The 11,172-nt window shown below is 33.0% G+C and carries 12 protein-coding genes; 5 read left to right on the forward strand and 7 right to left on the reverse strand.

What is annotated here, in order from left to right; all coding sequences use genetic code 11:
• Nucleotides 1-99: 99 nt before the first annotated feature.
• The 5 genes from ACZ47B_RS00425 to gmhA are packed head-to-tail and all read left to right on the forward strand — an operon-like array spanning nucleotide 100 to nucleotide 4,320.
• A complete protein-coding gene (locus ACZ47B_RS00425) occupies nucleotides 100-825 on the forward strand; it encodes a tetratricopeptide repeat protein (RefSeq protein WP_464894704.1) in 726 nt (241 codons plus the stop codon).
• On the forward strand, nucleotides 809-1,333 hold the full coding sequence (gene gmhB / locus ACZ47B_RS00430) for a D-glycero-beta-D-manno-heptose 1,7-bisphosphate 7-phosphatase (RefSeq protein ID WP_464894705.1): 525 nt from the start codon (nucleotides 809-811) through the stop codon (nucleotides 1,331-1,333). Before ACZ47B_RS00425 ends, gmhB begins: the two co-directional genes overlap by 17 nt.
• A gap of 16 nt (nucleotides 1,334-1,349) precedes the next feature.
• Nucleotides 1,350-2,348, forward strand: coding sequence for an ADP-glyceromanno-heptose 6-epimerase (rfaD, locus tag ACZ47B_RS00435; protein WP_464894706.1), 999 nt, complete (start codon nucleotides 1,350-1,352; stop codon nucleotides 2,346-2,348).
• Nucleotides 2,348-3,757: a D-glycero-beta-D-manno-heptose-7-phosphate kinase gene (gene rfaE1, locus ACZ47B_RS00440; protein WP_464894707.1), complete on the forward strand. Its 1,410-nt coding sequence runs from the start codon at nucleotides 2,348-2,350 to the stop codon at nucleotides 3,755-3,757. The genes rfaD and rfaE1 overlap by 1 nt, the downstream gene beginning before the upstream one ends.
• On the forward strand, nucleotides 3,754-4,320 hold the full coding sequence (gmhA, locus tag ACZ47B_RS00445) for a D-sedoheptulose 7-phosphate isomerase (RefSeq protein WP_464894708.1): 567 nt from the start codon (nucleotides 3,754-3,756) through the stop codon (nucleotides 4,318-4,320). The genes rfaE1 and gmhA overlap by 4 nt, the downstream gene beginning before the upstream one ends.
• Here the strand turns inward: gmhA and waaF are convergent.
• The 7 genes from waaF to ACZ47B_RS00480 form a co-directional block, all read right to left on the reverse strand.
• Nucleotides 4,286-5,209, reverse strand: a complete 924-nt coding sequence (gene waaF / locus ACZ47B_RS00450) for a lipopolysaccharide heptosyltransferase II (RefSeq protein WP_464894709.1) — start codon at nucleotides 5,207-5,209, stop codon at nucleotides 4,286-4,288. The two genes, gmhA and waaF, sit on opposite strands and share 35 nt — an antisense overlap.
• Nucleotides 5,193-6,227: a glycosyltransferase family 4 protein gene (locus ACZ47B_RS00455; protein ID WP_464894710.1), complete on the reverse strand. Its 1,035-nt coding sequence runs from the start codon at nucleotides 6,225-6,227 to the stop codon at nucleotides 5,193-5,195. Before ACZ47B_RS00455 ends, waaF begins: the two co-directional genes overlap by 17 nt.
• Complete coding sequence (locus ACZ47B_RS00460) at nucleotides 6,205-7,092, reverse strand: O-antigen ligase family protein (RefSeq protein ID WP_464894711.1); 888 nt, start codon at nucleotides 7,090-7,092, stop codon at nucleotides 6,205-6,207. Before ACZ47B_RS00460 ends, ACZ47B_RS00455 begins: the two co-directional genes overlap by 23 nt.
• Nucleotides 7,093-7,475: 383 nt before the next feature.
• Nucleotides 7,476-8,057 carry an acyltransferase gene (locus ACZ47B_RS00465; protein WP_464894712.1) on the reverse strand — a complete coding sequence of 194 codons (582 nt, stop codon included), beginning with the start codon at nucleotides 8,055-8,057 and terminating at the stop codon, nucleotides 7,476-7,478.
• The gene (locus tag ACZ47B_RS00470; RefSeq protein WP_464894713.1) at nucleotides 8,054-9,136 is read right to left on the reverse strand and encodes a glycosyltransferase family 9 protein; all 1,083 of its coding nucleotides are present in this window, start codon (nucleotides 9,134-9,136) and stop codon (nucleotides 8,054-8,056) included. Before ACZ47B_RS00470 ends, ACZ47B_RS00465 begins: the two co-directional genes overlap by 4 nt.
• Nucleotides 9,133-10,086 carry a glycosyltransferase family 9 protein gene (locus ACZ47B_RS00475; RefSeq protein ID WP_464894714.1) on the reverse strand — a complete coding sequence of 318 codons (954 nt, stop codon included), beginning with the start codon at nucleotides 10,084-10,086 and terminating at the stop codon, nucleotides 9,133-9,135. Before ACZ47B_RS00475 ends, ACZ47B_RS00470 begins: the two co-directional genes overlap by 4 nt.
• Nucleotides 10,079-11,164: a glycosyltransferase family 4 protein gene (locus ACZ47B_RS00480; RefSeq protein ID WP_464894715.1), complete on the reverse strand. Its 1,086-nt coding sequence runs from the start codon at nucleotides 11,162-11,164 to the stop codon at nucleotides 10,079-10,081. The genes ACZ47B_RS00475 and ACZ47B_RS00480 overlap by 8 nt, the downstream gene beginning before the upstream one ends.
• Between the last annotated feature and the right edge of the window lie 8 nt (nucleotides 11,165-11,172).

Genomic DNA, 11,172 nt, shown 5'->3' on the forward strand with positions numbered 1-11,172 from the left:
TCTTTATAAAAGCTTATTTTTAAAGTAAGCTTTTATATCTTAATGGTAGTAGATATATTTTTTTACTATAATAACAAAACTTTTTTCTCTAGGAGCTTTATGAAAATTTTAAATACTCTTTTTATGATAGTAGTACTGGGTTTTGTCTCCTTGAATGCGAAAGAGAGTTACTGTAAAGAACCGGGTTATTTGGACTTTCAAAACGATAAAAACATAAGTGAATCAGCTCTTCTTGAAATTATCAAAAAAAATCCGAAAGATATGGAGTGTCTTGTAAAACTTGTAAATATATACTTAAAAAAAGGAAAAATTGATAAAGGTTTCGAGCTTTTAGTTAAAGCGAACCTCATAGATCCAGACTACATAAAACAAAGAAAAATACATCAGATACTCGGAATAGCCCTTTATATGACTAACTTGAAAAAGAAAGCCATAAAGAACAATACTACAACATCATGGAATGCCCTCGGTACAGCATACTATAAAATGGGTGTTTTTAGTGAATCCATAAAAGCATACGGTAAAAGTTTGAAAATAGATCCAAACCAAATATCTCCTAGACTTACTTTGGCTCTAGATCTTTCTAGAACTAATCAGGCTTACAGGGCGTTGGAAGAATTGAACAAAGTCATATCCTTGGATAAAGATAACTTTTATGCATACTATTATGCCGGAAAAATACTGAAATACCAGATAAAAGATACAAAAAAAGCCAACAGATATCTGCAAAAAGCAAAAGCATTGTGCAAAGAACAAAAAGAGAGTTTTGGCAAAAACATATATAAAGAGTATATAAAAGATTTGGAAAGTGAAACAAAAAAGTAAAGCTGTTTTTTTTGACAGAGACGGTGTGATAAATATAGACAAATCCTACCTTTACAAGATAGAGGATTTTGAGTTTTGTGAAGGTGTGCTTGATCTCATGAAACACCTTCAGAGCCTTGGATATAAACTTTTTGTGGTAACCAATCAGTCGGGTATTTCAAGAGGTTATTATGCTAAAGAGGATTTTGAAAAGTTAACTTCCTGGATGCTAAAAGAATTTGAAAAAAGAGATATCAATATAGAAAAAGTTTACTACTGCCCTCATGCACCTGAAGATAAGTGTGAATGTAGAAAACCAAAGCCAAAGATGATAAAAGATGCTATAAATTCTTATGATATAGATCCGGTATCTTCATGGATGATAGGAGACAAACTTTCTGATATGCAAGCAGCTAACAATGCAGGTATAGAAAATACTATCTTTTTTTCACCTAAAAATAAGAAAAACCTACAAGCCAAATACAGTGTCAAGTCACTTTATGATATAATAAAAATTATAATAGACTAGTATTTAAGGTATTTCGATGATATACAATGATGTGGATTTTAATGACAAATTTATACTTATAACCGGAGGTGCGGGCTTCATAGGAAGCAACCTTGCATTTTATTTTCAAGAAAACTTTCCAAAAGCCAATGTAATTGTTTTTGATAAATTCAGAAACGAAGAGACTTTTGGTAACGGCAACCTCAAAAGCTTCGGTCATTTTAAAAACCTGCTTGGTTTTAAAGGCACGGTTATAAGTGGTGATATAACGGATAAAGATGATATGGCAAAGTTGAGAGATTTTAAATTTGATTATATTTTTCATGAAGCTGCCATAAGTGACACAACAGTAGCCAATCAAAAGATCATGATAGATACCAATGTAAACGCTTTTGTTGATTTGCTTGAAATGGCAAAAGAGATGAAAGCTGTTATGGTCTATGCAAGTTCTGCCGCTACTTACGGTGACAGTGATAAGTTTAGCATAGGCTATGAAAAACCAAACAATGTATATGGTTTTAGCAAACTTATGATGGACAATATAGCAAAAGAGTACATGAAAAATAATGATATATCCATAGTCGGGCTGAGATACTTCAATGTTTATGGTGAAAGAGAATTTTTCAAAAATAAAACCGCATCCATGGTGCTTCAGTTTGGCTTACAGCTTCTAAAAGGTGAAAATGCCAAGCTTTTTGTAAAAAGTGACGAGATAAAAAGAGACTTTATATACATAGAAGATGTTATTCAGGCAAATATAAAAGCCTGCAAGCCTAAAAAAAGCGGTATTTACAATGTAGGAACCGGTAAAGCAAGAAGTTTTCAGGATATAGTTGACATCCTAAAAAAAGAGCTTGACATAAGAAGAGAAGATATATACATACCAAATCCTTACGAAAAACAGTATCAGTTTTTTACCGAGGCTGATATAAGTTTAAGTCGTGAACTTTTAGAGTATGAGCCCAGATTTTCTCTTGAAGAGGGTATAAGGTCATACATCCCCGAAATTAAAAGAATATTTGAAAAAGAGTTGTAATGTCAGTAGGAATACCACATATATTGGTTGTCGGTGATTTGATGTGTGATCACTATCTGTTTGGAAAAGTTGAGAGGATTTCCCCTGAAGCTCCAGTGCAAGTTGTAGAAATCGAGAGTGAAAAAAAGCTTCTCGGTGGTGCCGGTAATGTCATAAACAATCTGCTATCTCTTGGCGCAAAAGTAAGTGTCGGAAGTGTCATAGGCGATGATGAAAACGGAAAATGGGTTAAACAGAGGCTTGAGAGTAAAGATGTTAACCTTGATCTTTTGATAACTGAATCAGGCAGACATACTTCAAAAAAAACGAGGATCATATCTTCAAATCAACAAATGATAAGGTTTGACAAAGAGAGTAAAAATGATATATCAAAAGAGAGTGAAGAGAAATTGCTTTCATCTTTGAGGGATGATTATGACTTGATTTTATTGTCCGATTATGCAAAAGGGGTTTTGAGTGACTCCCTGACAAAAAAGATCATAGCATATGCTAGCATAAAAAATATACCTGTTTTTATAGATCCAAAAGGCAGTAACTACTCCAAATACTCAGGCGCTACACTTATAACACCGAACAAAAAAGAAGCTGAATTAGCAACCGGTATAAAGATAAACGATGATGAATCACTCAAAAAAACAGGGTTTATGCTAAAAGAGAAATATGACTTGAAAAGTGTCATCATAACTCTCAGTGAAAATGGTATGGCTATATTTGAAGAAGATATGAGCAAGATTCCAACTGTAGCAAAAGAGGTATATGATGTAACAGGTGCGGGAGATACGGTGCTGGCATCTTTGGGATATGCCCTGACTAAAGGAAACACTCTGCAAGAAGCTGCAAGATTTGCCAATTATGCAGCCGGAGTGGTTGTGGGAAAAGTTGGAAGTGCTACCGCAACCTTGAGTGAAATAGAAGAGTATAAAAAGTCACTCCATCAAGAGAGTACCGAAGACTTCATAAAAGATTTCAAATCGATAGAAAACCTGGTAAACTCCCTAAAAGAAAAAGGCAAAAAGATAGTTTTTACAAACGGATGTTTTGATATCTTGCACTTAGGTCATGTCAAATACCTTGAAGTCGCCAAAAAAATGGGTGATGTTTTGATAGTCGGGCTAAACAGTGACGAATCGGTAAAAAGACTAAAAGGCGAAGAGAGACCGATAAATCAGCAGTTTGACAGAGCATATCTTCTTGCGGCACTTGAATGTGTGGATTATGTAGTGATATTTGAAGAAGATACACCATATGAGCTTATCAAGATAGTAAAACCGGATATTCTCGTAAAAGGCGGGGACTACAGGTATAAAAATGTAGTAGGAAGCGATATAGCAAAAGAGGTGAGATTTGTTGATTTTGTTGAAGGAAAAAGTACTACAGGGATTATAAAAAAGATAGGAAACGAAAAATGATACAGATGATAAACAGTGAGATAGACGGACATATAAAAACAGTACAAAAAACGGTGGAAAATTTACAAAGTTATATCTATACCGCCTGCATCATAGCTACCGAAGCACTTCAAAGAGGCAACAAGATGCTGATATTTGGAAATGGTGGAAGTGCGGCGGATGCCCAGCATATAGCAGCTGAACTATCTGGCAGGTATAAAAGCGAAAGAAGAGGACTTCCAGGGATTGCTCTGACAACCGACACTTCAGCTCTCACTGCCATAGGGAATGATTTTGGCTATGAGAAGATTTTTGAAAGGCAGGTCGAAGCTTTGGCAAATGAAGGGGATGTACTACTTGGCATCTCTACAAGCGGTAACAGTGACAATGTTTTAAGAGGTCTGTTTCTTGGCAGAAAGATGGGTTGCAAAACCATAGGCTTAAGTGGAAAAGATGGTGGCAATATGAGTAAATTTTGTGATGTAAACATCATAATACCTTCAAATGATACCCCAAGGATTCAAGAGATGCACATTATGATAGGACACATCATTTGCCAAGCAATCGATGATGCTTTATCGTAGATAAGACATCTTTGTAAGTTATCTCTTTCATACAGTTGTGATGTTTTAGAGGGCATACTCTTTTCATGCAAGGACTGCATTTCAAATCTTTAGACAGTATTATGGCTTTTGGATGTTTCCATGGAGATGTTTCTTTATAATTTGTAGGTCCGAATATTGCAACCGTGGGGACTTTATAAGCTGCAGCTATGTGCATGGGGCCGCTGTCATTTGTGATAAAAAGATCTACCCCCGCAACTTTTTGTATGAGTTCATTTATGTCTGTTTTTCCGGCAAGGTTTATGTAATTTTTCGTATTGAGATTGTCTTCTATCTCTTTTGCGATGTCGATTTCATTTGGACCGCCGAAAATGATAACTTTAAATCCATATTTTTTAGAGAGTTCATTTGCAACTTTTGCAAACTCTTTTGGATACCATCTTTTTGCACTTCCATATGTAGCACCAGGGTTGAGTCCTACTGTTTTATCGGGAAAATCAAACGGTTTATGATAAAGTTTCAGGTCTTTTGGCTCAACATTTAAAAATTTTGCATACTTTTCGACTTGATGTCCGGTATATAGTTTTTTATCATATTGGATTTTTTTATCGGCTTTTAAAAAATAAAGCAAAATCTTACTCATAGATGAACTGCGAAAACTTACAGCCATATCGAAATGTTCTAAAGCCCCGGTATTTTTATAAAGCCAATATATTCTTGAATATGACTTTTTGCTTTCATCATATATAGTTTTTATGCAATTAGGATGAGTTTTTAAAGCTTCAAGAGATACCTTCGATCCAAACAAAGTCAGTTTTGCATTAGGATATCTTTCTATAAGCCCTTCTATAGCCGGAGTGGTCATGATAGTATCACCTAACCAAGTAGGTAACTCAATGAAGATATTCATTTATAACCTTCATAGTCTCTTTTGCATTTTTTTCGATAGTAAAGTCCTGAACGATTTGATAATTTCTCTCTTTTTCAAATTCTAGTTTTTCTTTATTGTTTATCAACTCATCTATCTTGTCAATTATTGAAAAATCATTTGATGATTTCATTATGAATTTACTGTCCAATATTTCACCCCCACCACAATACTTTGTTGTGATCACAGCATTTTTAAAATTCATAGCTTCCAAGATCACATTTCCGAAAGGTTCATATTTTGTAGGAAACAAAAAAATATCACTTATGGTGTAAAAATCTTTAACATCTGTCCTTGGACCTGTAAATATAACTTTATCAAAGATATTTAAATCCATGGCTAATTTTTTGTAATATGCCATTTTTTTTTCTTTTCCGACTATAAAGGCTTGATAATTTTGTTTTGGTAATTTAGATAAAATATATAAAAACTCTTTTACACCCTTCCTTTCATATCCGCTTCCCACAAATAAAAAAAGAGGTGTATTTGGCTTTATATCAAACTCTTTGGAAATTTTAAGATATGATGATTCATAGTTATATTTTTGTAATTTTATACCGTTGTATATAACTTTTATTTTATCTGGATTGATATGATATGTTGAGATTATATCATTTTTTACCATATTGGAAATAGCTATGATTTTTTTAGAAGTTTCAAACATTTTTTTTTCTATATGAAGATACATCCTATCTAAAAGTCTCTCTTTTTTTCTACCGGATATCTTCATATATACTTTGTGTACACCATCGCCGGCTCTATAGATATCCGGACAAGTTACCCTCTCTAAAGAAAAGTAGAATTTATCTTTTTTAAAGATACATACTTGGATATTAAAAAGCAAAGCTCTTGCCCAAGAAGGTAAAAATTTTGGAAAAATTGAATTTATCATAACGGTATTTATATTTTTTGAAAGCAATTCCTGATAAAGTCTTCCAAGGTAGTTTTCCGCCCCGCCAAATTTGGTTTTATTGGCTCTAATTAGATATATTTTTTTCATAGTGCAATTTATAGTGTAAGCCTAATATTATCCCATATAGTGGAAAAAAAAGTTTTGTTTCGCTATCTCCGAAAAAACTTCCAAACATCATAGAGCTGATAAAACCGACAGTGCCCAGCAAAGTAAAAACAGCAAAAACTTTATATGTAGTTATATGTGCAAATTTAAAAACATTGTAGGAAATTTTAAGTTGAAAGTATAACAAATATAAAAACAACAATAATCCAAAAATACCCAAGGCATATAAGATCCCGATGAATTCATTATGTGTCTGGGCATACACGACTACCGGTATATTTTGCGGCTGGTTTTTGAAATTGATTTTTATACTTTTACCAAATAAGAACCTACCGTATTCCTGTGGTACAAAAGGATCTTCCAACCTGTAAAGTATGGCTGATTTCCACATGCTTAGTCTTGTATATGTACTATATTCCATATTTATCTTTTTAAACTCACTCGGTGGATATTTCATAATATTTTCAACATTTTTAACAATATGCTGAATATTGTACCTTTGTGAAAGATTTGATGACTGCCAATAAAATAAGCCAAGTATCACTAAAACAATAGATATGGCAGAGAGTTTTAATTTTCTACTATTTGTAAAAAATAAAAAATTTGTTAATAATATAAAAATAGTTGCTACGAAAGTTGCCCTTGTTTGGTTTGCAATGATGGATGTGATAGAAATAACAAGAAAAACAAAAGCTATCTTTTTGTATTTAGAAAAAAATAATGCAATGCCGGAGGATAACATGTATGAAGCCCAGATTCCAAATCTTTCCCCGCCACCCGAGTCCAAGAGTCCACCTGTTCTATATGGCCATCCCCCATGAGTGTACCATATAAATATATTTATCATAGAGTGGACAAATAAAATAGTGAAGATTATAAAGATAATTTTTTTAAACTTTTCTACTTTGATAAAAAGTGTATAATAAAAAAATATAAACAGCATAAAAAAACTAACAATTATCTCACTTTTTATCTCTTTCAAACTCTCCTTGATATCGGGAGTATTAAACAATGAAATAATGGCTAAAATAAATATTGATGCAAAAACAAATATAATTTTTTTATACTTTTTGATAGCACTAAAATCAATTTTCCTGTAATACTTTATAAGAAAGAATAATATAAAAAGCGAGAGAGATATTGATTGGACGGCAGCAAAGTGAGATATAGGCAAAGAAAAGAAATATACGGTTAAAAAAAACAGATCGATATTTTCCTTAAAAATCTGTTTCATAATCTCTCTTTGATAAATACAGCAGGGATACCGGCATATATCCCGTATGCTTTACAGTTTTTGGTTACAACGCTACCGTATGCGATTACTGCACCGTTATGGATTTGTACACCACTCATAACCCCAACTCTGCTAAAAAGCATAACATTATCACCTATAACTGTTTTTTGAAATATTTCTTTTGAATGATTTACCAGTATATCTTTTTTAGAAATATCATGGTAGTGAGAAAAGATATCATTCTCCCTTCCTATATGCGTATCATTGCCTATAATAACCTCTCCGCTTCCGTCTATTTTTGAGTTGTTCAGTATATTGCTATTTGAACCTATTTGGATATTTCCAATCAATATACAATTTTCTTTTATTGTAGTCCCTGACTTTATAAATAGCTGAGATTTTTTATTTGTTTTTACATTTCTGTATATTCTTATATCTTTTTCTATATGCATATTTGGCATTATATTCAATAATTTGGCTCTCAATTTTGTTATAAATTTGAACCAACTGCTTATTATTAGTTTATCAGGGAGTTTTGAAGACAACAAATATAAAAGGTATCCAATTTCATTTATCATTTTTGCTCCTCGATAGATAAACACTGCTTATAAACATCATTTACGCTTATCATTTCCATTGCCTTGTTGCTTCTTTGTTTTTTTGGCTTATTATTTACAAATTCCCCGTTTTTCTTAATAACATGGTGTAAATGTCGATCTTGGTATGGTCCGGTATAGTTTGGATTGGAAGGTGAATATAGACAAATGGTGGGTATTTTAAGTGCGATAGCCAAATGCATGGTTCCCGTATCCGGTGTTATGACATACTTTAAATTTTTTACAGCATAAGGTAATTCTTCAATTGTGGTTTTTCCACATAGATTGACTATATCATTGCTCTTACATTCTTTTATAATTTTTTCTGCTATGAAACTTTCCTCTTCAATCCCTATGATAGCGATATTTTTGCCATCTTTTAAAAGTAGTTTGGCAAGCTGTACAAACCTGTCTGTAGGCCATGCTCTGTATAACTCTGATGCTCCAACTTGAAATCCGATATAATCTTTTAAAAATTGAAATTTTTTTATCAATTTTGGATTTTCATATGTCGGTAGTTCCATTGTCGTATCTATATGTTGACCTCCGATTTTTCTTACCAAATCAACCCTCTCTTCTATGATGTGCTTTTCTTCTTTTTTAAAATCATAAGAAAGATATTTTTTTAACGGTGAATTGTTTGTATGCTTGAGTATGTATTCACATCCGCTGTATATGGCAAGTTGTACATCTTGCGGTCCGTTACCATGAAATATAAGAGCTATTTGAGGTTTGAACTTTTTGATTTTTCCAATTGTGTGAAAAAACTTTTTCCAACCCCCATAAAAAGGTATGATTTGATCTATGTATTTAAAATCTTCAACCATAGGAATATAGTTTTTATGTATAAGTGCTATTATCTTTGAATCGGGAAATGATTTTTTAAGAGACTTTATAGCCGGGGTTGAAAGTAGAAGATCTCCTAAAGCTGTATTAGAAATAACTAAAAAAGTTGAAGGGATATTTTTCAATTCATCTATATTTTTCAACTGTTTTGGGTGATTTGCAAGATAATATTTTAGATATATTTTGTAAAACAGATCATTGATTTTTATCCTCATATGTTCTCCAAAATTTTTTTAGCTATCTTGCTGTTATCTATATCTTCAGCGATATGACTATCATGTTGTAAAACAAGATCTTTGTAACCCCACGGATGCCATCTGTTTATATTGGAAACACCAAACAAGGCTATGGTTTTTACTCCAAGGGCGGGTGCTATATGCATCGCTCCGCCTTCAAGAGTTATAAACATTCTTGATTTGGAGATGACTTGTGCCAAGTCATCCATAGAACTTGTGGGTATGTATTTGATGTTTTTCTTTCTTGATAACTCTTTTGCCATCTCTATATCCTGGGGCTCAGCCGTAATATAAAAATCTATATTTATATTATCAAAAACAGTCTTTAATTTTTTTAAGCTCATTTTATTATTTTTCATTCTTGCGGATATGTGAAACAAAACTATATCATTGTAACTCTTGAAATTATCTGTTTTTTTATTATCCAAAAAATATATCGTTTTTTCTTCATTGTGAAATACATTAAGGGCTTTTACGCATTCAAAACAAAATTCTACCTCATGCATATTTGAATGAAAAGGCACATAAATATTGAAATTATCATTTCCTTTTTTGTTTTTGACTCCTATTTTGTATTTTGCATTAGTGATGTTGCTGAACAGTTCGGCAGATTTGCTGTAACCGCTTCTGAAAACTATGACTATATCATAATTTTCTTTTTTGATTTGCCATAGGATTTTTAGTTTTCCAAGGGCTGCTTTTATTTTTTCGGATATTTTCTTTTTATGCTTTGGCTTTGTGTAGCAGTATATTTTATCGACAAAAGGATTTTTGTATATGGCGCTGTAATTGTAACTGTTCACTACTATATCTATCTGGTTGTTAGGGTATTTTTTCCTAAGCGCTTCGATAGCGGGAGTTGTGCAAACCAGATCACCCAGGTTGTCATTTCTTACCAGTAGTATCTTTTTGCCCGTAGCATCAATCATTATGTAAAACTTTATCGTAGATTTTTATTATCTTTTCTGCCATGACTCTTTTTGAAAAATTATTTACCATGTAGTCTCTAGGCATACTTTTAAGTTCGTTTGAGAGATAGTATTCTATCGCTTCGGCAATCTTATAGATATCGTTAACTTTCACCAGTTTAAAGTTATCGTCCCTGTGCAGATCTTTTATGCTGCCGGCATTTGTGGCCACTACCTTTTTATTCATCATAAGTGCTTGCATGATGGTTTGAGATACACCCTCATTTGAGTCGGATGTCGAGACGACTATGTCCAGTGCGCAAAGTAGTTTTTCCGGATTGTTGACATGCCCTAAAAAAATGATGCTTTGTTCCAGCCCCAAGCTTCTAGCCAGCTCTTCCATTTGCCTTTTTTTAGGCCCGTCTCCAGCTATATAAAATTTTAAATCATTATGTTTTTGCAGCAGTTTTTTTGCCGTTTGTATAAAAATATCATGCCTTTTAAATCTTCTTATGACGGCAATGATACCGATGGCAATTTTATCTTTGTCTATTGAAAATTCTCTTTTACACTCATTACTATCATATTTGTCAGGATTGAACAGATCCTCATCTATTCCGGTGGGAACGGACATGATCCTCTCAGGGTTTATCCTGTTGTTTTCGATCATATCTTCTTTTACACTTTCTCCGGTCGTTATGACAAAATCAGCCATTTCATTTACAAAGTTAAGTCTCGAGGGGTTTATGGGATTGGAAAGATGCCTTGTTCTTATAAATTTTATCCCTGACAATTTGGCGGCAAAACCGCCTGTCCAACTATCTTTTCCGCTATGGGTATTGATGATGTCTATGTGATTGTCTTTGATTATTTTTTTAAGTGAGAGTATGGTTTTTATATCAAAACTTCCGTTAAAAGGAAGAGTGAAAACTTTTATATTATTTTCCAAAGCTTTTTCTTTTATCTTTGCATGTTCTCTGCAAGCCAAAAATACCTCAACTCCTTTTTCTCTGACTGAGAGCATTTCATTTATGATTCTTATCTCTTGTCCACCCCAGCCGTCGCTCCACTCTGTATGTAAAACCTTTATATTATCCATTTCCCAAC

The sequence above is a fragment of the Thiofractor thiocamini genome, assembly GCF_055384375.1.

Excerpts from the sequence above, each read along its gene's own strand:
- ACZ47B_RS00425 (WP_464894704.1), top strand. The coding sequence starts at position 100 with ATGAAAATTTTAAATACTCTTTTTATGATAGTAGTACTGGGTTTTGTC.
- rfaD (WP_464894706.1), top strand. The coding sequence starts at position 1,350 with ATGATATACAATGATGTGGATTTTAATGACAAATTTATACTTATAACC.
- rfaE1 (WP_464894707.1), top strand. The coding sequence starts at position 2,348 with ATGTCAGTAGGAATACCACATATATTGGTTGTCGGTGATTTGATGTGT.
- gmhA (WP_464894708.1), top strand. The coding sequence starts at position 3,754 with ATGATACAGATGATAAACAGTGAGATAGACGGACATATAAAAACAGTA.
- waaF (WP_464894709.1), bottom strand. The coding sequence starts at position 5,209 with ATGAATATCTTCATTGAGTTACCTACTTGGTTAGGTGATACTATCATG.
- ACZ47B_RS00455 (WP_464894710.1), bottom strand. The coding sequence starts at position 6,227 with ATGAAAAAAATATATCTAATTAGAGCCAATAAAACCAAATTTGGCGGG.
- ACZ47B_RS00460 (WP_464894711.1), bottom strand. The coding sequence starts at position 7,092 with ATGATAAATATATTTATATGGTACACTCATGGGGGATGGCCATATAGA.
- ACZ47B_RS00465 (WP_464894712.1), bottom strand. The coding sequence starts at position 8,057 with ATGATAAATGAAATTGGATACCTTTTATATTTGTTGTCTTCAAAACTC.
- ACZ47B_RS00470 (WP_464894713.1), bottom strand. The coding sequence starts at position 9,136 with ATGAGGATAAAAATCAATGATCTGTTTTACAAAATATATCTAAAATAT.
- ACZ47B_RS00475 (WP_464894714.1), bottom strand. The coding sequence starts at position 10,086 with ATGATTGATGCTACGGGCAAAAAGATACTACTGGTAAGAAATGACAAC.
- ACZ47B_RS00480 (WP_464894715.1), bottom strand. The coding sequence starts at position 11,164 with ATGGATAATATAAAGGTTTTACATACAGAGTGGAGCGACGGCTGGGGT.